This is a genomic window from Streptomyces sp. NPDC008139 (genome assembly GCF_042957025.1).
Lineage (GTDB): Bacteria > Actinomycetota > Actinomycetes > Streptomycetales > Streptomycetaceae > Actinacidiphila.
In genome coordinates, this window is record NZ_JBIBHM010000012.1 from 227,301 (window position 1) to 247,026 (window position 19,726).

The following is a 19,726-nucleotide window of genomic DNA, read 5'->3' on the forward strand; positions in this document are numbered from 1 at the left end:
AGGTGGGATCGGGAGCATGGACCTGGCTGAGCGGACGAGAAGCCGAGGGCGGGTCCGGCGCGGACACGTACACCGGGGATACGCACCCCGCGGACACGCGCACCGGCGGCGGATCGCGCTGGCCGCGACGGCCCTGACCGCCACCGCCGTGCTGGCCGTGGCGCCGGGGGCGTCCGGCGCTCCGGAAACCGAGGCCGCGACGGCCACGCCGGTCAAGCACCTCGTGGTCATCTTCGACGAGAACGTCTCCTTCGACCACTACTTCGGTACGTATCCGCAGGCCGCGAACACCGACGGCACGCGCTTCACGGCCGCCCCCGGCACCCCGGCCCCGGTGAATCTGCTCAGCGACGGCTCCCGGCTGCTGACGCACAACCCGAACCAGTACCAGCCGCGCCGCCTGAGCCCGTCGCAGGCGCTCACCTGCGACCAGAACCACAGCTACACGCCCGAGCAGCAGGCGTACAACGGCGGCGCGATGGACCAATTCGTGCAGCACACGAGCAGCGACAAGTGCTCGGGGCTGTACGGGAGTCCGGGCCTGACGATGGACTACTTCGACGGGAACACCGTCACCGCGCTGTGGAACTACGCCCAGAACTACACGCTGGGCGACAACAGCTTCGGCGATGTCTTCGGCCCCTCCACGCCCGGCGCGCTCGGCCTGGTCTCCGGGCAGACGCACGGCGGCGTCTCGATCGATCCCAAGACCGGCGAGCAGGTCCCGGTGGAGCGGTCCACGACGGTACGCAGCCCCGACCCGACGACCGGGGTCGGCACGGTCGTCACCGACCCGGACCCGGCGTACGACGACTGCTCGGACAACAACCACACCGCGAGCGGCCAGCTCACCGCGATGCGCGGCCGCAACGTCGGGGACCTGCTCAACGACAAGGGCGTGAGCTGGGGCTGGTTCCAGGGCGGCTTCGCGCCGACGTCCTCGCCGGGCGGCACGGCGGTCTGCGGCGCGACCCACGCCAATGTGGGCGGCAACGCGTCGGTGGACTACTCGCCGCACCACGAGCCGTTCCAGTACTACGAGTCGACGGCGAACCCGCACCACCTGCCGCCGACGTCCGCCGCGATGATCGGCCGCCAGGACCGGGCCAACCACCAGTACGACCTGACCGACTTCGACACAGCGCTCGCGGCCGGGAATCTGCCCGCCGTGTCGTTCCTGAAGGCGGCCGAGTACCAGGACGGGCACGCGGGCTACTCCGACCCGCTGGACGAGCAGCACTTCCTGGTCCGCGAGATCAACGCGGTCCAGCGGTCGCCGCAGTGGGCGAGCACGGCGGTAATCCTGGCGTACGACGACTCCGACGGCTGGTACGACCAGGTCGCCGCCGCGATCACCAACGGCTCCACCGACGCGGGCGCGGACACCGCGATGTGCGCCGACGGCCCGCCCGCGGCGGGCGGCTACCTCGACCGCTGCGGCCCGGGACCGCGGCTGCCGCTGCTGGTCGTGTCCCCTTACACCCGGCGCAATCACGTCGAGCACGCGCTGACCACCCAGTCGTCCGTCCTGCGCTTCATCGAGGACAACTGGGGGACGGGCCGGATCGGCGACGGCTCCTTCGACGCGACCGCGCACCCGCTCGACCCGATGTTCGACTTCGCCCGGCCCCAGCAGCGCGCGGTGCTGCTGAACGCGGACGGCTCGGTCGCGAAGACCGTTCCGGTGCGGGTGCCGCCCGGCCGCAGGACACCCCTGCCGGAAGGCGCGTCGGGCGGTACGGCGAGCGGTACCAGCAGCGGTACGAGCAGGGGTAGGACGTCGGCCGCGGACGCCATGACGGCGGGACCGGGTACGCGCGCGCCCGCCGCCTCGGGGCCGGGCACCCGGCTGACGGGCACGGAGATCGCCGGCGGGTCCGCCCTGGTGGTGCTGCTGGCGGCGGCGGGCGGCACATGGCTGCTGCTGCGGCGCCGCAGGACGTGACGGCCGGCGGGCGGCGGCAAAGCGACGGCAAAGCGGCGGTAAGCGGCAGCAAGCGGTGCCGACAGGCCGATCCCACGCTCCGGACCTGCCACAAACCCGAGCCCGACCTTCATCTTCTAAGAGGATGATTGGGACAACAGGCCGTCTGATTACGCCATCTGATGGATAGACTTCCGTGATTGCACACTTGTGACCGTCGGTGCGGGCTGCGGGCTGGGGAGGGCAAAGGCGCATGGCGCAGGCGAAGAAGATCACCATGTACGTACTGGTGATCTTCATCCTCTACACGATCATCAATCAGCCGGCCCGAGCCGCTGATCTCGTCCAGGTAGGCTTCCAGGGCATATCGAACGCCGCGAAGAGCATCGGGAAGTTCATGCACGACCTGGCCAACTGACCGGCGGGCCGTCCCGGCCGCTCCGGCGGCGCACCACCAGTACCCAGCGGCACGCGGCGGCATGCCGGCGGCGAGGGAGTCCCATGATCCGGCATCTGGTCCTGTTCAGGCTCAACGAGGGCGTGCGGCAGGACGAACCGCGTGTCCAGGCGGGCGCGCGGGCCTTCGCCGAGCTCGGCGAGAAGGTGCCGGAAACGCTCTCCTGGGAGTGCGGCTGGAACATCACGGACCGCCCGATCGCCTACGACTTCGCCATCAATTCCACCGTCGCGGACACGGCGGCGCTGACGGCGTATCTCGAACACCCGGAGCACCGGGCGGCCGTCGCGCTCTGGTCGGAGTTCGCCACCTGGGTGATCGCGGACCTGGAGCTCTGACCCCCCGGCCGAGCGCACGACGAGCCTTCGCGCGCCCCCCGCCGACCGGTGGGGGGCGTTTTCGCGCCCTCTGAGCCCCCTCGCGCGCCACCTCCGCGCACCCTTCGCTCCGGATTCACACCGCCGGACGGGGGACTTCCGGGCCGCCGGTTCGTACAACACGGCAATATGCGGTGCTTGCACAAAGCGGACATGAATTGTGATGCTATGACCGCTTTTGCCGGATGAGTGGACCGATAAGGGGTGTGGTGTGCCGGTGTCGGCCCATACGGCGTCAACAACGTATCCCCGAGGCAGAACCCGTACGCCCAGTGCCAACGCGGCGGACGCGAGAGCGCTCACACAGGTGCTCTTCGAGCAGATCACCAAGCTGGAGCCCGGCACCCCCGAGCACGCACGGGTGCGGGCCGCGCTGATCGAGGTGAATCTGCCGCTGGTGCGCTACGCGGCGGCCCGCTTCAGGAGCCGCAACGAGCCGATGGAGGACGTGGTCCAGGTCGGCACGATCGGCCTGATCAACGCGATCGACCGGTTCGACCCGGAGCGCGGCGTGCAGTTCCCGACCTTCGCGATGCCGACCGTGGTCGGCGAGATCAAACGTTACTTCAGGGACAACGTGCGGACCGTGCACGTGCCGCGCCGCCTGCACGAGCTGTGGGTCCAGGTGAGCGGCGCGATCGAGGACCTGACCGTGCTGCACGGCAGGTCGCCGACCACGGCCGAGATCGCCGAGCGGCTCAAGCTCGCCGAGGAGGAGGTGCTGGCCTGCCTGGAGGCGGGCCGCGCCTACCACGCGACCTCACTGGAGGCGGCGCAGGAGGGCGACGGGGCGCCGGGGCTGCTCGACCGGCTCGGCTACGAGGACCCGGCGCTGTCCGGGGTCGAGCACCGCGACCTCGTCCGCCATCTTCTGGTCCAACTTCCCGAGCGGGAGCGGCGGATCCTGCTGCTCCGCTACTTCGGCAACCTGACGCAGTCCCAGATCAGTGCGGAACTGGGGGTTTCGCAGATGCACGTGTCCCGTCTGCTGTCCCGGAGCTTCGCGCGGCTGAGGTCCGCAAACCAGCTCGAAGCGTAGCTGAAGAGGATTAAGTCACCTGCACAGATATGTCGACATGGCGCTACAGCGTGTTGCCGACATGTGACATTCTGCGGGTACCGCGTTTGTCGCGAGCCGGCCTCCGGTATTCCAGTGGAGGAACAACCGTCGCTCGCGACACCCGTCCGCGACCTCAAGGGGGTGGCATGTCCGTACAGGTGGGCAGTCCCAAGGTGCTCAAGCCCGACACGGCGACCGCACCGCACGATGCTCTTCACGGCGAGGCCATCGACACCCGCACGCTGTCCCGATCGCTGTTCCTGCGCCTCGCGGAACTGCCGGTGGACAGCCCGGAACGCACCTATGTACGTGACACGCTCATCGAGCTGAATCTGCCACTCGTGCGGTACGCAGCCGCTCGCTTCCGCAGTCGGAACGAGCCGATGGAGGACATCGTCCAGGTCGGCACGATCGGCCTGATCAAGGCGATCGACCGCTTCGACTGCGAGCGCGGGGTGGAGTTCCCGACCTTCGCGATGCCGACGATCGTCGGTGAGGTGAAGCGATTCTTCCGCGACACCTCCTGGTCGGTCCGGGTCCCGCGCCGCCTCCAGGAGCTGCGGCTGGCGCTCACCAAGGCCAGCGACGACCTCTCCCAGAAGCTGGACAGGTCGCCGACAGTCGCCGAACTGGCGGTCTGCCTCGGGGTGTCGGAGGAGGACGTCGTCGACGGCCTCGCGGTGGGCAACGCGTACACCGCCAGCTCGCTGGACTCCCCGCCGCCCGAGGACGACGGCGGCGAGGGCACCCTCGCGGACCGCCTCGGCTACGAGGACACCGCGCTCGAAGGCGTCGAGTACCGCGAGTCGCTCAAGCCGCTGCTGGCCCAACTGCCGCCGCGCGAACGGCAGATCATCATGCTGCGGTTCTTCGCGAACATGACGCAGTCGCAGATCGGCGAGGAGGTCGGCATCTCCCAGATGCACGTCTCCCGGCTGCTCACCCGCACCCTCGCACAGCTCCGTGACGGCCTCACCGCAGAGGCATGAGGTGGCACTGACGGGGTGGTGACGACCTGACACCCCGTCAGTAAACTGACGTGATGGTCGCGTTGGTCTCGTACGTCGCGTTGAGGAAGACCCAAGCCCTGCTGCGCACCACGGCTCCGGCGCTCGCCGCGCTGGGCCTGCTCGTCATGGCCACCGGCTGCGCGGGCGACGGCACCACCGGCCATGTCGCGATCGGCGGCGTCGGCCCCTCCCCGAGCGCTCCCCACGACGTCCCGCCGGACGGCGACGTGGTCCTGGTCCCGCTCGACGGCCCGGCCCCCGGCGCCGCGAAGCCGTCCCGTACGCCCTCGGGCACGGACACCGGCACGGGGCCGCGTACACCCTCCTCCGGAGCGCCCCGGACACCCTCCTCGCCCTACGGGACTCCCGCCACCCCCGGCGGACCGGCCAGCGGCTCGACGGCCCAAGCGGGCGGCGGCACGGACTCCGGTACGGGCTCGGGTACGGGACCGGGCTCGGCTACGGGCGGCGGCACGGGTTCAGGCGGTACGGGCTCGGGCGGCGGGTCCGGCGGGGCCACGACGCCGCCGCCGACGGCCGCGCGGCTGACCGTGAGCGCGCCCACGCGTACGGCGGACGCGGACCGCTGGTGCGAGAAGGTCGCCGTCACCTTCACCAACGCCGGGGGTCTGCCGGTGACGGCGGGCACGATCACCTTCGGCACCCACATCATCGGCGGGCTCGGCATCGACTGGGCGACCGTGGAGACGGCGAAGCCCGTGCCGGTGCCGCTGGCGGGCGGGGCGTCGCGCACCGCGTCCTGGGACCTGTGCGTGGACGCCTGGCGGGTGCCGCTGGGCATGCACATCGAGACCAGGGACGTCACGCTGTCCTGACCGGCGCCGTCCTGGCGCCGACCCGGTCCCGGCCTGTCCCCCGATCCACCCCTGGACCCGATAACAGCCCCGACGACGGACCCGTCCACGGAGCTGCCCACCGACCTGTCCACGGACATCCGTGGCGATATGCCCCCGTTGGCACATCCTGCTGCGTAGGGACGGGCAGGGCGGGCGGTCAGCGCATCGCGAGCGCGACCACTCCGATGACCACGGCCACCGCCACGATCACACCGATCACCAGGCCGACCTTGCTGCGGCCCTGCGCCCGCTGCACCTCGGCGGCGGGCGGCTGCTCGTCGACGAAGGCGCGGAACATCTGGGTGTTGCCGGCCGGGTCGTAGTTGTTCTCAGGGTTCGACATGCCGCCTGACCCTAGCGTCTCGACGGAAGGCCCCGCACCCCCGGGCCGCCCGGCGGCCACGCGGCCTCCGGCCCGAGCCGTTCAGGCAACCCGGACACGTACCTCTTGGGCGGATACAGGCGGTTCCTTTGCTGAATCTTTGCCGCGATTCCGGGCAAAGAATTTGTCTGGCACAACCAACTACTTTACAGTTGCTTCAGGCAACCAAAGATCACAGCGGACTCACAGGCCGCTCCCGCAGCGGAAGGACAGGTGACCGTCGCATGGCGGACCGCGAGCAGTGCGTGGAACTCGCACACCAGCTCCGCACCACCTTCGTCGTCAGCCGCGAGATCGCCCGGGGACTGCCGCCCGAGACCCCGCTCACGGCGGTCATGGTGCTCGGCGCCCTCGACCGCCACGGCGAGCTGCGGATGAGCAGGCTCGCCGAACTCCTCGACGTCGACATGTCCGTGACGAGCCGTCATGTCGCCTTCGGCGTCGAGCGCGGCTGGATCGACCGGGCCCCCGACCCGCTGGACCGCCGCTCGCGGTTGCTGCGGCTCACCGAACACGGCACGCGGACACTGCGGTCCTCGTCCGACCGGGCCGCCGCCGTGGTCGCCGACCATCTGGCCGACTGGCCGGACGCCGACGTGGCCCGGCTCTCCGAACTGCTCGCCCGGCTGCGTGACAGCTTCGGCGACTGCCGCTCCGCCGCCTCGCGCGGCGGCGCCCACCACATATCGCGCGCCCAGACGGGCTGAAGAGGACTGAAGATGGCAACAACAACCCAGGCCGGCAAGCGGGACGGGCAGGCGCCGGAACCGGGCCACGGCGGCCAGGAATCCGCGCCCATGTCGCACCGGCAGATCATGGAGGCGCTGTCCGGGCTGCTGCTCGGCCTGTTCGTGGCGATCCTGTCGTCCACGATCGTCTCCAACGCCCTGCCCCGCATACTCGCCGACATCGGCGGCGGCCAGAGCGCGTACACCTGGGTGGTCACCGCCTCGCTTCTCGCGGTCACCGCGACCACCCCGATCTGGGGCAAGCTCTCCGACCTGTTCAGCAAGAAGCTGCTGATCCAGCTCTCGCTGGTGATCTACGTGGTCGGCTCGATCGTGGCCGGCTTCTCCACCAGCCCCGGCATGCTGATCGCCTGCCGCCTGGTCCAGGGCGTCGGCGCGGGCGGACTGTCCGCGCTGTCGCAGGTGATCATGGCGGCGATGATCTCGCCCCGGGAGCGCGGCCGTTACAGCGGCTACCTCGGCGCGACCTTCGCCATCGCGACCGTCGGCGGCCCGCTGATCGGCGGTGTCATCGTCGACTCCACGCTCGGCTGGCGCTGGTGCTTCTACGTCGGTGTGCCCTTCGCCGTCGCCGCGCTGGTCGTGCTCCAGAAGACGCTGCACCTGCCGGTGGTCAAGCGGAAGGTGCGGATCGACTGGACCGGCGCCTTCCTGATCACCGCGGCCGTCTCGCTGCTGATGGTGTGGATCTCGCTCGCCGGTGAGAGCTACGCGTGGGTGTCCTGGCAGAGCTACGTGATGGTGCCGCTGTCCCTCGTGCTCGGCGCGCTGTTCGTCTACACCGAGACCCGCGCGGCCGAACCGATCGTCCCGCTGCGGCTGTTCCGCAACAAGACGATCACCCTCACCTCGATCGCGAGCCTCTTCGTCGGTATCGCGATGTTCGCCGGCACGGTCTTCCTGAGCCAGTACTTCCAGCTCGCCCGCGGCAAGACCCCGACGATGTCCGGCATCATGACGATCCCGCTGATCGGCGGCCTGTTCATCGCCTCGACCGTCTCCGGCCAGGTCATCACCCGCACCGGCCGCTGGAAGGCGTTCCTGGTCTCCGGCGCGGTCCTGCTCACCGCGGGCTCCGCGACCCTCGGCCTGATCCGCAACGACACCCCGTACTGGGAAGTCGCCGTCTACATGGCCCTGTTGGGCCTCGGCGTCGGCATGATGATGCAGAATCTGGTGCTCGCCGTGCAGAACCAGGTCTCCGTCGCGGACCTCGGCTCGGCCAGCTCCCTGGTCACCTTCTTCCGCTCGCTGGGCGGCGCGGTCGGCGTCACCGCGCTCGGCGCGGTGCTCGGCAACCGCGTCACGCACTTCGTCACCACGGGCCTCGCCGACCACCACATCACCGGCGCCGGGACCGGCGGCGGCATCCCGGACGTCGAGCGACTGCCCGCCCCCGTCAGGGGGATCGTGGAGAGCGCGTACGGCCACGGCATCGGCGACGTCTTCCTGTACGCCGCGCCCTTCGCCCTGCTCTCCTTCCTGCTGGTGATCTTCGTCAAGGAGACCGCCCTGCGCACCCGCAGCGGTTTGCAGCAGGCTGAGGCGGGTACGGGCCGGGCGGCGGAAGTCGCCGTCGCGGAGCTGGCGGCGGCCGAGACCGGCGCGGCGGACATCGCCGCCACCCAGACGGGTACGCCCGAGGCGGAAGCCGTCCGGGACCGGTCGGGCGACCAGACCCGGTAACCAGGAGGGCCGGTCACCCGGCCCGCGGGAACTCCCGGCCGACTGTCCTGTTCCCACAGCGGAGAGGTCCAGGGCGGCGGACGGGACCGGGTCCCGGAGGACGGCCGGAGCAGGGGACGGCCGAGGCCGTCCACCGGGACCCAGCACGAAGGGCGTGCCGCCGGAGCCGATGTCACGGCACGGCGGCCCGCCCCCTCTCGTCGGACGCCGTTCCGGCGTACGGCCGAAGGCGCCTGCGGCCGCATCCGCGGGTGCCCGACGTAGGGTGCTGGCATGGCTCCCAACATCGCCACGAATACGTCCGTCACGCTGGATGAGCTGCTGGAGTTCGTGCGCCCGCGGCACCGCGCGATCCTGCTCACCACCCGTTCCGACGGCCGCCCGCAGGCGTCCCCGCTCACCTGCGGGGTCGACGACTCCGGCCGGATCGTCGTGTCGACCTACCCCGAGCGGGCCAAGACGCGCAACGCCCGCCGCGATCCGCGCGCCTCGCTCGTGATCCTCTCCGACGAGTGGAACGGCCCCTGGGTGCAGGTCGACGGCACCGCCGAGGTCATCGACAGCCCCGAGTCCGTCGAGCCGCTGGTCGAGTACTTCCGCAACATCTCGGGCGAACACCCCGACTGGGACGAGTACCGCTCCGCGATGGTGCGGCAGGGCAAGTCCCTGATCCGCGTCACCCCGGAGCGGTGGGGCCCCATCGCCACCGGCGGCTTCCCGGCCCGGCTGGCGTAGCGCGGACTCCCGGTCCCGTCGGGGGTTTCGACTCCCGTGCCCTGAGGGGTCGTTGACCTCAGCCGCTCAGGGCGGCGGTCGGGTGGGTGCGGGCGGCGCGGATCGCCGGGTAGAGCCCGGCCACCGCGCCGATGAACGAGGTCGCGCCGACCGCGATCAGCAGGGTCACCGGCGGCACCGACAGCGGCCGGCCCTTGATGACGGTGAAGCCCGCGGTCACCGCGACGCCGAGGGCCGAGCCGAGGACGCCGCCGAGCGCCGAGAGCAGCAGGGCCTCCGCGAGGAACTGCGCCCGGATATGGCGGCGGGTGGCGCCCAGCGCGCGGCGCCGGTTCGTCCGGTAGACGCGCTCGGCGACCTCGCGCGGTTCGGGGTGGCCGACCTCGGGGTCGGGCTCGCGGTCGGCCGGCGCGACCTCCGGCATCGTCTGGTTGGCCGCCAGGGGCGTCCGCAGCTCGTGGGAGGCGTCGGCCGCGATGCTCTCCCGGCGCAGGCCGGTCTGGATCGCTTCGGCCAGGAACACCTCGTCCTCGACGATGAGCACCCGCGTGGCTTCCTCGCTTCCGCCTGTTCCGCTGTTCCGTACGCCTGGCGCGCTCGCGCGTGTCGCGTATGGCACGCATGCCGCGTACGGCGTACGTGGAGCGCACGTCGTGCGTGGGGGCGCGTCGTGCGTGAGGGCGCGTCGTGGCCGTCGCACCCGTCGCGCCGGATTCAGCTGAACATGGGGTGGATTGCGAAGCCGTAAAGGAATGCGCAGCGGCGGCGCCCCCCGGGGGTGCGGGGCGCCGCCGCGCGGCGCGGTCGGGGGCCGAGGGCCCTGGGGGTCAGGACGTGGGCGCGGTCAGGTCGTAGACCGTCGTGCCGCCCACGGTCTTGGCCGTGTAGTGGGCCTCGACCCAGGTGGTGAGGGCGGACGCGGTACCGCTGCCGCCCATGCCACCGCCGCCGCCCTGGCCGCCGCCGAGGAAGTAGTGGATCTTCCCCGCGGCCACGTACTTCTGGAACTGGGCGAGGGTGGGCGAGGGGTCGCTGCCGTTGAAGCCGCCGATGGACATCACCGGCTTTCCGGTGGCGAGCTGGTAGCTGGCCTGGTTCTGGGAGCCGATCGCGGCGGCGACCCAGGTGTAGTCGCCGGAATCGGCGAGGAGCAGCTTCTTCATGGCGGAGCTGACCTGGGTGCCGTTGAGCAGGCCGCCCATGCCGCCGCCGTTGCCGCCGGGGGCGCCGTCCTGGCCGGTGCGGCCGGTGCCGGGCATGGCCTGGCCGTTCTGGCCGTTCTGGCCGCCGCCGAAGGGGCCGCCCTGGCCTGTCTGACCGTTCTGGCCGCCGGGCATGCCCTGGCCCTGGCCCTGCCCGTTGGTGGTGCCGCCGCCCATGCCGGGCGGCATGCCACCGCGGCCACCGCCACCGCCACCGGGACGTCCGCCGCCGAAGCCCCCCATACCGCCCTGGACGGCGGGCCCCGCGGTCACGATGGAGCCGGAGTGGCCGGTGTTCACGGTGTTGAGGGTGTACGCGACGGGCCCGCCGAGCGCCGCGGCGACGCCGACGAACGCGGCGATCACGCCGAGCCGGGCGGCGACCCGTACCCCGGGCATCGCACCCGCGAGCAGCCCCGCGGCGGCGACGAAACCGCCGATCAGGACCGCGCCGCGCAGCCACGGGAGCCAGTCGGAGGAACGGTCGAGGAGTACGTACGACCACACGCCGGTGCCCGCGACGGTCACGGCGAGCACGGCCGCGGCGGCGATGTGCGTGCGCCGGGCCCACAGCAGTGCCGTGCCCATGCCGACGACGGCGGCGATGTAGGGGGCGAGGGCGATGTTGTAGTACTGGTGGAAGATCCCGGACATGAAGCTGAAGGTCGCGAAGGTGATCAGCAGCGCGCCGCCCCACACCAGGAACGCCGCGCGGACGGTGTCGGTGCGCTTGGCCCGCCGGGTCAGCCACAGTCCCGCGGCGAGCAGGACGAAGGCCGCGGGCAGCAGCCAGGCGATCTGGCCGCCCATCTCGGAGTTGAAGAGCCGCCCGATGCCGGTCTCGCCCCACATCCCGCCACCGCCGCCACCGCGGCCCCCGCCGCCTCCGCCGACGCTGCCGGTCTCATTGCCGGTGATGCGGCCGAAGCCGTTGTAGCCGAAGGTCAGCGACAGGAAGCTGTTGTCCTGCGAGCCGCCGATGTACGGGCGGGACGACGTCGGCCACAGCTCGACGACGGTCACCCACCAGCCGCCGGATACCACCATCGCGCCGCCCGCGGCGAGGAGTTGGCCGATACGGCGGCGCGGCGTCGTCGGCGCGCAGACCGCGTAGACCAGCGCGAGCGGCGGCACGATCAGCCACGCCTGGAGAGTCTTGGTGAGGAAGGCGAAGCCGAGCGCGACTCCCGCGATCAGCAGCCACTTCATCCGGGCGTCCTCCAGCGCGCGCAGCACGCCGTAGACGGCCACGACCATCAGCAACGCCAGCAGCGCGTCCGGGTTGTTGAAGCGGAACATCAGCGCCGCGACGGGGGTGAGCGCCAGGACGGCGCCCGCGATCAGGCCCGCGCCCGCGCTGAACCGGCGGCGTACGGCCGCGTAGAGCACGCCGACCGTGGCGACGCCCATCAGCGCCTCCGGCACGAGGATCTGCCAGGAGCCGAGGCCGAACAGCCGTACCGACAGGGCCATCGGCCACAGCGCGGCGGGCGGCTTGTCGACGGTGATCGAATTCGCGGCGTCGGAGGAGCCGAAGAAGAACGCCTTCCAGCTCTGGCTCCCGGCCTGGACGGCCGCGGAGTAGAAGGAGTTGGCGTATCCGGCGGCGTTCAGATTCCACAGGTAGAGGACCAGGGTGCCGAGCAGCAGCGCGAAGAACGCGGGGCGCACCCAGGCGGCGTCCTCCGCCCGGCCCCGCCAGGTCCGCCGCGCGAGCCCTCCCCGGCGCCCCGCCGGCCGCCCCGCCGGCTCCGCGACCGGATGCCCGAACACGTCCGCCTCCACTGTGGTGTTGCCCGGCGCGCTCATCGCGCCCTCCTCAAGTCGTCGCGGGGGGAAGGGGATTCGTGGGCCGGGAGCCCGGCGGACCGGGTCTCGTACGAGACGGGGCCGGCCCCGGTGGCCGTCTCACCGTCGCGGAGGGCCGCCGTGGCCGTCTCACCGTCGCGAAAGGCCTCCGTGGCCGTCTCACCGTCGCGAAAGGCCTCCGTGGCCGTCTCACCGTCGCGAAAGGCCTCCGTGGCCGTCTCACCGTCGCGGAAGGTCGCGCCGCAGGTCGCGCCCTCGGGGAAGACCCACGCCCGGAAGAGCAGGAATCTGAGCACCGTCGCCGCGAGGTTCGCCGCGATCAGTACGGCCAGCTCCGTGCCGTGGTCCGGGTGGGCCGTCGCCGCGTGCAGGGCGGCCAGTGAACCGCTGGTCAGGGCGAGGCCGATGGCGAAGACGACGAGGCCCTGCGCCTGGTGACGTACCGCCTGGTCGCGCCCGCGTACGCCGAAGGTGAGCCGCCGGTTGGCGGCGGTGTTGCCGAAGGCGGAGAGCAACAGCGCCAGGGCGTTGGCCACTTGGGAGCCGGTGCCGAGCCGGAAGAGCGAGAAGAGCGCCAGGTAGACCAGCGTGCTGAGCACCCCGACGACGCAGAAGCCGACGAGCTGCCGCGCCAACCCGGCGGGCACGCCGGTGAGTTCGCGGTCGCGCGGGTCGTCCCCGAAGGGCCGTCGCAGCCGGTCGAGCGCCAACTGCCCGGTGGCCAGGGCCCGGCCGACCCGCCAGACGCCGCGCAGGTCGTCGGTGGCGGTGCGGACGAGGTCGACGCTACTGTCCGGGTCGTCGACCCAGTCGACGGGCACCTCGTGGATGCGCAGGCCCGCGCGTTCGGCGAGCACCAGCATCTCGGTGTCGAAGAACCAGCCGGTGTCCTCGACCATCGGCAGCAGCCGCTGGGCGACATCGCCCCTGATCGCCTTGAATCCGCACTGCGCGTCGGAGAAGCGCGCGGCCAGCGAGCCGCGCAGTATCAGGTTGTAGGCGCGGGAGATGAACTCCCGCTTCGCGCCGCGCACCACCCGCGAGGAGCGGGCGAGCCGCGAGCCGATCGCCAGGTCGGAGTGGCCGGAGATCAGCGGCGCGACCAGCGGGAGCAGCGCGTTGAGGTCGGTGGACAGATCCACGTCCATGTACGCCAGCACGGGCGCGTCGGAGGCGGACCACACCGTCCTCAACGCCCTTCCGCGGCCCTTCTGTTCGAGTCTGAAGGACTCGACCTCGGGGAGTTCGGCGGCCAGCGCCTTCGCCACCGCGGACGTCAGGTCCGTACTGGCGTTGTCGGCGACGGTGATCCGAAAGGGGTAGGGGAAGGTGCCCGACAGATGCGCGTGCAGGCGGCGGACGCAGGGCTCCAGGTCGTTCTCCTCGTTGTACACGGGGATGACGACGTCGAGGACCGGGGCCGCCTGGGCGCCGGGCCCGGCCGGGTGTTCCGGAGCTGTGCCCGCGGCCGGCAGGTGCTGCCGGGCGGGCAGATCGCCGAGTTGGGTTCGCATGTTCCGACCCTCGGCGGGCGCGCTGTCACGACGTTGTGGCGAGCCTGAGCGGCGGCTGTGAGTGTGCGGCGCGCAGCCGGACGGTGAAGACCGTACGTCCGGGCACGCTGTCCACGGACACCTCGCCGCCGTGCGCGGTGACCACCGAGCGCACGATCGCCAGGCCGAGCCCCGTACTGCCGGACCGCGCGGCGGCGGCCGTTCGGGTACGGGAGGCGTCGCCGCGCGCGAACCGCTCGAAGACATGGCGGCGCAGGTCGGCGGGGATGCCGGGGCCGTCGTCCTGGACCTGGAGCAGGACGCCGGGCCCGTCGCGTACGACGCGGGCGGTGACCGTCGTACCGGCCGGGGTGTGGGTGCGGGCGTTGGCCAGCAGATTGGTCAGCACCTGGTGGAGGCGCTGCGCGTCGCCGTGCACGGTCGCCGGGTCGTCGGGCAGGTCGAGCCGCCAGATGTGGTCGCGGCCCGCCGCGCGGGCGTCGCTGACCGCGTCCACGACCAGCGGGGACAGGTCGGTCTCGGTGAAGCTGAGCGGGCGGCCCGCGTCCAGTCTGGCCAGCAGCAGCAGATCCTCGACGAGGGTCGTCATCCGTCCGGCCTCGGACTCGATCCGGCCGAGTGCGTGCCGGGTGTCGGGGCCGACGGGTTCCCTGCCGCGGCGGGTGAGTTCGGCGTAGCCGCGGATCGAGGCCAGTGGCGTACGCAGCTCGTGGCTGGCGTCCGCGACGAACTGTCTGACCCGTGTCTCGCTCTCCTGCCGCGCGTGCAGGGCCGAACCCACGTGCCCCAGCATGCGGTTGAGCGCCGCGCCGACCTGACCGACCTCGGTCCGCGGGTCGGTGTCGGAGTCGGGGACGCGTTCGTGCAGCGCCACCTCGCCGCTGTGCAGCGGGAGTTCGGACACGCGAGTGGCGGTCGCGGCGACCCGGCGCAGTGGTTGCAGGGCGATCCGCATCAGCGCGGCGCCCGCGAGGCCCGCCGCGACGAGACCGGCGGCGGCGACCGAGAACTCCACCCAGATCAGGGTGTTGAGGGTGTCCTCGATCCCGCTGGTGGACAGGCCGACCAGTACGGTGCTGCCGTCCGAGGACTGCGGCGCCGACTCGACGCGGTACGTGCCGAGGCCGGGGACGCTGAGGGTGTGGGCCTTGCCGTCCCTCGGTACGGAGGCGAAGGCGGCGGTCTGCCGCGCGGTGAGCGGGTCCGCTTCGAGCAGGCCGCCGCCGGACGGTGTCGCGCTGACCGCGGCCCGCGTGACCGTGCCGTTCGCGCCGACGATCGCCCCGACGGTCTCGCCGGGCTGGCCGCCGCCCGCCAGGAATCCGAACGGCCGCTCGTTGAGCGGACTCTGCGGAAGCCGTGACGCGCGGTTGGCCTCCGGGCCGTCCCCGGGGCCGCCGTGCGGCCCTGCCGCCCGTACCGCCACGTCCTGCACCTTGCCGTCGAGCTGCCCGTACAGGAAGTCGTGCAGCGCGAATATGGTGACCGCGCCGATGACCGCGCACACGACGGCGACGAGCGCGACGCAGGACGCGACGAGCCTGCGACGCAGGGACCAGGGGCGGGACCAGGGGCGCTTGCGGGTACGGGAGTTGGGCTTCGGGTCGGCGCGCGGCGTGGGGGGCGGGGAGGCGTGGGGCATCGTCTCGGCTTCCGGGGTCGTCAGGCGGCGGGCTCGCCGGGCTTGATCAGGTAGCCCGCGCCGCGCCGGGTGTGGATCATCGGAGCGCGGCCGGCGTCGAGCTTGCGGCGCAGGTAACTGATGTACAGCTCCACGACGTTGGCCTGACCGCCGAAGTCGTACGACCACACGCGGTCGAGGATCTGCGCCTTGCTCAGCACCCGGCGCGGATTGCGCATCAGGTACCGCAGCAGCTCGAACTCGGTCGCGGTGAGGTGGACGTTGTCGCCGCCGCGGCTGACCTCGTGGCTGTCCTCGTTCAGTACGAGGTCGCCGACGACCAGCAGCGACTCGTTGCGTACGGCGGCGGCGCCCGAGCGGCGCAGCAGGCCGCGGAGCCTGGCCACCACCTCCTCCAGGCTGAACGGCTTGGTGACGTAGTCGTCGCCGCCCGCGGTGAGCCCGGCGATCCGGTCCTCGACCGCGTCCTTCGCGGTCAGGAACAGCACGGGGACGTCCGGGGTGTCGCGGCGCAGCTTCGCCAGCACCTCCAGGCCGTCCATGTCCGGCAGCATCACGTCGAGCACGACCGCGTCAGGCCGGGTCTCGCGGGCCGCCCGCAGCGCGCCCGCGCCGTCGGCCTCGGTGCGTACCTGCCAGCCCTCGTAGCGCAGCGCCATCGACAGCAGGTCGGCGAGCGGCGCCTCGTCGTCGACGACGAGGACGCGCACCGGCGAGCCGTCGGGGCGCGCGAGGTCGGTGGCGGTGGCGGTGGTGGCCGCGTGCGCGGTCGCGGGGGCTGCGGTGGCGGTGCTCATCGATGTGGAAGGCATGGTGTTCACCCTGTGCGCGCGCTATGAGAGGAGCCTTGGCCGATTCTGTGAATCGTCTGAGAATCGGGGTGGGGGTTGTTTGAGGCGGTACGCGCGGCGGTGTGTACGGCGGTGCGCGCGGCAGTTGTACGGCGTTGCGCGCGGCGGCGGGTGCCGCGCGGGACCGGGTGCCGCCTCCGGCGCGGAGAACGATCAAGGGGTGAACGGTCGCAGATGGACGGTTCAGCGGTCGTTCTGGGCGTCTTCCTGGGCACGTTTCGTCATCGGCGGCCGATATGCGATGCGCGGGCCGGAAGGTTGGTGCGGGCGGCGTACGTTCGGTCCATGGGAGGTGGAATGGCGGGCGGCGGGGGTGGCCGCGGCGAACCCGTGGGCGCGGAGCGCGACCGGTCGGTCGCGGAGAGTGGCCTTTACGGGAGCGGGGCCGGGTGTACGTCGGTGGCCGAGGCGATACCGCGGGCGGTCGCTGTCGACCGTATGGGCCCCGGTGACCACGCCTGCCTCGGATTCCACAGCGACGACGACCGGTGGGCGGTGCGCGCCGCCTTCACCGTCGCGGGCCTCGCCCTCGGTGAGCGCGTCATGATCTTCACCGACGGGGAGACCGCCGCTCCGGACGCCCTCGCCCATCTCTCCGCGCACGGCGTCCCCGCCGAACGCTGCGCGCGCACCGGGCAGTTGGCGCTCTCCTCCGAAGCCCCCGGCTACGACCCCGCGTCCGGCGCCTTCGACCCGGCGGTCCGTACGGCCTTCTGGGCGGCGGGCACCAGCACCGCGCGGCGGCGCGGCTTCACCGGCATGCGGGTGGTCGGCGACATGACGTGGGCCGCCGCCGCGCACTCCGGCCTCCCCGAGTCCGAACTCTCCTCCTACGAAGCGGGGTTGACGCCCTTCTCGGCCAGGACCGGCTTCACCGCGATCTGCGAGTACGACCACGGCGCCGTCCCCGCCCCCCTGCTCTCACGTATTGCCGCCCTGCACCCGCTCGCCGTCCTGCCCTCCCTCGACACCCTCCACGCCGACCGCACCGGCTCCTGCCTCCGCCTCACCGGCACGGCCGACCTCGCCACCCGCCTCCACTTCGACCTCACCCTCCGCGCCGCCTTCACCAGCGACCCCCCGCCCGCCCTCCTCGACCTCACCCCGCTCTCCTTCCTCGACGCCCACTGCGCCGGCGCCACCCTCCGCCTCCCCCCGGGCACGACGGTGCGCTGCACCCCGTCGCAGCACCGCATGCTCCGCGTCTGCGGCGCGGCCGAGGCCGAAGGGGTCACCTTCCAGGTGGAAGATCCTCCGGCGCGGGGTCGGTGAAGAGCGCCGGGTCGAAGGGCTGGGTGCCCTCGTCCGGGGTCCAGAGGGCGGCGAGGGGCATCAGGTCGGTGATGCGGGCGCTCCGGACGCCGTCCGGGGTGGGCAGGAGGACGCGGATGGACGGGTGGTAGTCGAAGAGGATCTGGCGGTCGCGGCCGCACGGGCCGACGGGGCCGCGGCCGAGGTTGCCGACGGCCACGATGGTGGTCAACTGCCGTGCCCCGCAGGCTCGGGCGTGGCCGAGGGCGACGAGTTCGGCGCAGGGCCCGCCGGTGAAGTGGTAGAGGTTGATGCCGCCGTGCATGCGTCCGTCCGCGTCGCGGACGGCGGCGCCCATGGTGTGGACGCCGCCGTCGCCGTCGGTGTTCTCGTCGACGATGGCGCGGGCGTACGCGATGAGTTCGTGGTCGGCGGGGGTCAGTTCTCGACTGGGGATCGTCAGCACGGGCCGGATGCTACGGACCCGGGAGGGCGGGGCGCGAGGGCTTTACGGGTGGTGCGCGGCGGGCAGGGGCCGGACGCCGAGGCGGCGGGCGAGGGCGCCCGTACGGCGAGACAGCCGACGACGGCGTCCCAGTCGTACGACTACCTGACCGTCCCGCGCGCCACGGTGAACTGGCTCCCCGGACTCGGCCACAGCCCGCTCATCGAGTCGCCGCCGCGGACCGCGGCTCAGCTCCTCCCGTTCACCACGGCGCGGTCCACGTAGCGGCGGGGGACGCCGGGGCCGCCGTGGCCACGGGAGACGCCACCGGGGCGGGAGAGGGCGGGCCGACCTTCGTGAGGTGGGCGTAGACGACGATGTTGGCGCTGTAGCTGGTGGCCCGGGAGTAGGTGCCGGCGCAGGTGATCAGGCGGAGTTCGGGGCGGCTGGCCTGCTGGTAGACCTTCTTGCTGGGGAAGTCGCTCTTCTCGTACTGCTCGACGGCGTCGACCGTGAAGACGGCGGTGCGGCCGTCCTGGCGCTGCACGGTGAGGGTGTTCTGCTTGTGGAGCTGGCCGATGCGGTAGAAGACGGCGGGGCCACTGTGGGTGTCGAGGTGTCCGACGACGACCGCGGTGCCGGTGCTGCCGGGCGTGGGGCCGTTCTCGTACCAGCCGGCGAGGTTCTTGTCGTCCGGCGGCGGGGGTTGCAGGGTGTGGTCCTTGTCCGTGGTGAGACCGGTCATCGGCGCGTCGACGCCGATCTCGGGGATCGTGATGCGGGTGGGCGGCGACGGCGGCAGCGGGTCCACCGCGGGGGCCGGGACGGCCGGTGCGACGGGGCCGGAGAAGGCGTCGGCGGCCGAGGGCCTCGGCGGGGTGAGTCCGGTGCCGGAGGCGCTGTCGACCACGAGGAAGCCGCCCACGGCCGTGCCTGCCAGGAGCATTGCGAGTCCCGCCTGGCGGGAGCGGTGGACGGCGCGGGGGTGCTGCATGCGGGGCGGGCCTTTCTCGAGGTCTGCGTCCGTCCGCCTCTGGCCGGGGCCCAGCGCCCAGTGCTTAGCGCATAGCGCTTAGCGCTTAGCGCTTAGCGCCTGGTGCCTGGTGCCTGGTGCCTGGTGCCGAACGAGGTGCGGACGTATGACGCCCCCTGCGGTCGCGCGCTCCGCTTCGAGCGGGGCGCGCGGCCACAAGGGGCGGAGGTGGAACCGAGGTCAGCCCTCGACCGAACGGCGGCGCATCATCACGACGCCACCGGCGGCAGCGACGGCGAGTACAGCCGCGCCCGCGGTCATCTCGGTGCCGCTGATCCCGCCCGCCAGACCACCGGAACCGGCGTGCACCGGACCGGTGACGCTCGCGCAGGCGTCCCGCTCGCCGACCTGCGCCTGCTCCAGGATCTCCTCGGCCGTGGCGATCTGCTTACGGATCTTCGGCGTCTTGTTCGGCAGCTTCTCCAGCCGGTCGAGCTCCTTCTGCGCTTCATGGGTCTTGACCTGGGCCTGCTCACAGATCTCCGAGTGGGGACCCGTCTCGGCGGACGCCATCGGGGCGGAGAGCGCCAGAGCGCCGCCGCTGAGGGCAATGCTGGAGATGGCGAGAGCGGCGAGAGCACGAGCGGAACGCATGGGACTCCTTCGCGAGGGCACGCCCTCGGTCCCTGGTGGCCCGAGGAGAGGGAAGTGCGTACCCAACGAAGTCATAGATACGAATAATGTGACTTATTCACACACCTTCACATCATTTATCCCCTGTTCAGACCACACCCCCCGGCGC

19 protein-coding genes and 1 pseudogene are annotated in these 19,726 nt (G+C 72.1%); 11 read left to right on the top strand and 9 right to left on the bottom strand.

Translation table 11 applies throughout. From position 1 onward, the window contains the following. Positions 1-16 precede the first annotated feature (16 nt). The 6 genes from ACFZBB_RS25805 to ACFZBB_RS25830 all read left to right on the top strand — a co-directional run bounded on the left by ACFZBB_RS25805 (position 17) and on the right by ACFZBB_RS25830 (position 5,664). Positions 17-1,945 (top strand): alkaline phosphatase family protein, encoded by a 1,929-nt coding sequence (locus ACFZBB_RS25805; RefSeq protein ID WP_391126774.1) that lies wholly within the window; start codon positions 17-19, stop codon positions 1,943-1,945. A 232-nt stretch (positions 1,946-2,177) separates the two neighbouring features. Further along, a complete protein-coding gene (locus ACFZBB_RS25810) occupies positions 2,178-2,342 on the top strand; it encodes a hypothetical protein (RefSeq protein WP_188284483.1) in 165 nt (54 codons plus the stop codon). A gap of 83 nt (positions 2,343-2,425) precedes the next feature. Continuing rightward, positions 2,426-2,719: a Dabb family protein gene (locus ACFZBB_RS25815; RefSeq protein WP_391126777.1), complete on the top strand. Its 294-nt coding sequence runs from the start codon at positions 2,426-2,428 to the stop codon at positions 2,717-2,719. A 256-nt stretch (positions 2,720-2,975) separates the two neighbouring features. Beyond that, positions 2,976-3,797, top strand: coding sequence for a SigB/SigF/SigG family RNA polymerase sigma factor (locus ACFZBB_RS25820; protein WP_391042301.1), 822 nt, complete (start codon positions 2,976-2,978; stop codon positions 3,795-3,797). Positions 3,798-3,964: 167 nt separating this feature from the next. Beyond that, a complete protein-coding gene (locus ACFZBB_RS25825; RefSeq protein ID WP_093712083.1) occupies positions 3,965-4,807 on the top strand; it encodes an RNA polymerase sigma factor SigF in 843 nt (280 codons plus the stop codon). Positions 4,808-4,860: 53 nt separating this feature from the next. Continuing rightward, positions 4,861-5,664: a hypothetical protein gene (locus tag ACFZBB_RS25830; RefSeq protein WP_391126780.1), complete on the top strand. Its 804-nt coding sequence runs from the start codon at positions 4,861-4,863 to the stop codon at positions 5,662-5,664. A 178-nt stretch (positions 5,665-5,842) separates the two neighbouring features. Here the strand turns inward: ACFZBB_RS25830 and ACFZBB_RS25835 are convergent, their stop codons facing one another. Continuing rightward, positions 5,843-6,028: a hypothetical protein gene (locus tag ACFZBB_RS25835; protein ID WP_355336534.1), complete on the bottom strand. Its 186-nt coding sequence runs from the start codon at positions 6,026-6,028 to the stop codon at positions 5,843-5,845. A 263-nt stretch (positions 6,029-6,291) separates the two neighbouring features. On the opposite strand from ACFZBB_RS25835, the gene ACFZBB_RS25840 reads away from it, so the two are divergent. The 3 genes and pseudogenes from ACFZBB_RS25840 to ACFZBB_RS25850 all read left to right on the top strand — a co-directional run bounded on the left by ACFZBB_RS25840 (position 6,292) and on the right by ACFZBB_RS25850 (position 9,237). Beyond that, positions 6,292-6,774, top strand: a complete 483-nt coding sequence (locus ACFZBB_RS25840) for a MarR family winged helix-turn-helix transcriptional regulator (protein WP_355336535.1) — start codon at positions 6,292-6,294, stop codon at positions 6,772-6,774. Between the two features lie 12 nt (positions 6,775-6,786). Next, positions 6,787-8,472 (top strand): annotated as a pseudogene (locus ACFZBB_RS25845) (MDR family MFS transporter); the annotation flags it as partial. 303 nt (positions 8,473-8,775) lie between these two features. After that, entirely contained in the window at positions 8,776-9,237 is a 462-nt protein-coding gene (locus ACFZBB_RS25850) for a PPOX class F420-dependent oxidoreductase (RefSeq protein ID WP_355336536.1), read from the top strand. A 58-nt stretch (positions 9,238-9,295) separates the two neighbouring features. On the opposite strand, the gene ACFZBB_RS25855 is transcribed toward ACFZBB_RS25850, so the two are convergent. The 5 genes from ACFZBB_RS25855 to ACFZBB_RS25875 all read right to left on the bottom strand — a co-directional run bounded on the left by ACFZBB_RS25855 (position 9,296) and on the right by ACFZBB_RS25875 (position 16,201). Continuing rightward, positions 9,296-9,781: an FtsX-like permease family protein gene (locus ACFZBB_RS25855; RefSeq protein ID WP_391126784.1), complete on the bottom strand. Its 486-nt coding sequence runs from the start codon at positions 9,779-9,781 to the stop codon at positions 9,296-9,298. Between the two features lie 283 nt (positions 9,782-10,064). Further along, on the bottom strand, positions 10,065-12,248 hold the full coding sequence (locus ACFZBB_RS25860; protein ID WP_391126787.1) for a glycosyltransferase family 39 protein: 2,184 nt from the start codon (positions 12,246-12,248) through the stop codon (positions 10,065-10,067). Next, positions 12,245-13,762 (bottom strand): glycosyltransferase, encoded by a 1,518-nt coding sequence (locus ACFZBB_RS25865; protein WP_391126790.1) that lies wholly within the window; start codon positions 13,760-13,762, stop codon positions 12,245-12,247. Before ACFZBB_RS25865 ends, ACFZBB_RS25860 begins: the two co-directional genes overlap by 4 nt. A gap of 25 nt (positions 13,763-13,787) precedes the next feature. Continuing rightward, positions 13,788-15,404, bottom strand: a complete 1,617-nt coding sequence (locus ACFZBB_RS25870) for an ATP-binding protein (RefSeq protein WP_391126793.1) — start codon at positions 15,402-15,404, stop codon at positions 13,788-13,790. A 20-nt stretch (positions 15,405-15,424) separates the two neighbouring features. Next, on the bottom strand, positions 15,425-16,201 hold the full coding sequence (locus ACFZBB_RS25875; RefSeq protein WP_355336754.1) for a response regulator transcription factor: 777 nt from the start codon (positions 16,199-16,201) through the stop codon (positions 15,425-15,427). A gap of 453 nt (positions 16,202-16,654) precedes the next feature. On the opposite strand from ACFZBB_RS25875, the gene ACFZBB_RS25880 reads away from it, so the two are divergent. Continuing rightward, positions 16,655-17,527 (top strand): MEDS domain-containing protein, encoded by an 873-nt coding sequence (locus tag ACFZBB_RS25880; RefSeq protein WP_391126796.1) that lies wholly within the window; start codon positions 16,655-16,657, stop codon positions 17,525-17,527. Here ACFZBB_RS25880 and ACFZBB_RS25885 read toward each other — a convergent pair. Next, positions 17,487-17,972 (bottom strand): cytidine deaminase family protein, encoded by a 486-nt coding sequence (locus tag ACFZBB_RS25885; RefSeq protein ID WP_391126798.1) that lies wholly within the window; start codon positions 17,970-17,972, stop codon positions 17,487-17,489. The two genes, ACFZBB_RS25880 and ACFZBB_RS25885, sit on opposite strands and share 41 nt — an antisense overlap. 51 nt (positions 17,973-18,023) lie before the next feature. Here ACFZBB_RS25885 and ACFZBB_RS25890 point away from each other — a divergent pair, with 51 nt between their 5' ends. Further along, positions 18,024-18,236 (top strand): hypothetical protein, encoded by a 213-nt coding sequence (locus ACFZBB_RS25890; protein ID WP_391126801.1) that lies wholly within the window; start codon positions 18,024-18,026, stop codon positions 18,234-18,236. On the opposite strand, the gene ACFZBB_RS25895 is transcribed toward ACFZBB_RS25890, so the two are convergent. Together ACFZBB_RS25895 and ACFZBB_RS25900 are read right to left on the bottom strand one after the other, a co-directional pair. After that, a complete protein-coding gene (locus ACFZBB_RS25895; RefSeq protein WP_391126804.1) occupies positions 18,214-18,945 on the bottom strand; it encodes a class F sortase in 732 nt (243 codons plus the stop codon). The two genes, ACFZBB_RS25890 and ACFZBB_RS25895, sit on opposite strands and share 23 nt — an antisense overlap. 219 nt (positions 18,946-19,164) lie before the next feature. After that, complete coding sequence (locus ACFZBB_RS25900) at positions 19,165-19,578, bottom strand: hypothetical protein (RefSeq protein WP_391126807.1); 414 nt, start codon at positions 19,576-19,578, stop codon at positions 19,165-19,167. Between the last annotated feature and the right edge of the window lie 148 nt (positions 19,579-19,726).

What these genes read in the sequence shown, in the direction of transcription:
- ACFZBB_RS25805 (WP_391126774.1), top strand. Translation starts at nt 17, where the DNA reads ATGGACCTGGCTGAGCGGACGAGAAGCCGAGGGCGGGTCCGGCGCGGA.
- ACFZBB_RS25810 (WP_188284483.1), top strand. Translation starts at nt 2,178, where the DNA reads ATGGCGCAGGCGAAGAAGATCACCATGTACGTACTGGTGATCTTCATC.
- ACFZBB_RS25815 (WP_391126777.1), top strand. Translation starts at nt 2,426, where the DNA reads ATGATCCGGCATCTGGTCCTGTTCAGGCTCAACGAGGGCGTGCGGCAG.
- ACFZBB_RS25825 (WP_093712083.1), top strand. Translation starts at nt 3,965, where the DNA reads ATGTCCGTACAGGTGGGCAGTCCCAAGGTGCTCAAGCCCGACACGGCG.
- ACFZBB_RS25830 (WP_391126780.1), top strand. Translation starts at nt 4,861, where the DNA reads ATGGTCGCGTTGGTCTCGTACGTCGCGTTGAGGAAGACCCAAGCCCTG.
- ACFZBB_RS25835 (WP_355336534.1), bottom strand. Translation starts at nt 6,028, where the DNA reads ATGTCGAACCCTGAGAACAACTACGACCCGGCCGGCAACACCCAGATG.
- ACFZBB_RS25840 (WP_355336535.1), top strand. Translation starts at nt 6,292, where the DNA reads ATGGCGGACCGCGAGCAGTGCGTGGAACTCGCACACCAGCTCCGCACC.
- ACFZBB_RS25850 (WP_355336536.1), top strand. Translation starts at nt 8,776, where the DNA reads ATGGCTCCCAACATCGCCACGAATACGTCCGTCACGCTGGATGAGCTG.
- ACFZBB_RS25860 (WP_391126787.1), bottom strand. Translation starts at nt 12,248, where the DNA reads ATGAGCGCGCCGGGCAACACCACAGTGGAGGCGGACGTGTTCGGGCAT.
- ACFZBB_RS25865 (WP_391126790.1), bottom strand. Translation starts at nt 13,762, where the DNA reads ATGCGAACCCAACTCGGCGATCTGCCCGCCCGGCAGCACCTGCCGGCC.
- ACFZBB_RS25870 (WP_391126793.1), bottom strand. Translation starts at nt 15,404, where the DNA reads ATGCCCCACGCCTCCCCGCCCCCCACGCCGCGCGCCGACCCGAAGCCC.
- ACFZBB_RS25875 (WP_355336754.1), bottom strand. Translation starts at nt 16,201, where the DNA reads ATGAGCACCGCCACCGCAGCCCCCGCGACCGCGCACGCGGCCACCACC.
- ACFZBB_RS25895 (WP_391126804.1), bottom strand. Translation starts at nt 18,945, where the DNA reads ATGCAGCACCCCCGCGCCGTCCACCGCTCCCGCCAGGCGGGACTCGCA.
- ACFZBB_RS25900 (WP_391126807.1), bottom strand. Translation starts at nt 19,578, where the DNA reads ATGCGTTCCGCTCGTGCTCTCGCCGCTCTCGCCATCTCCAGCATTGCC.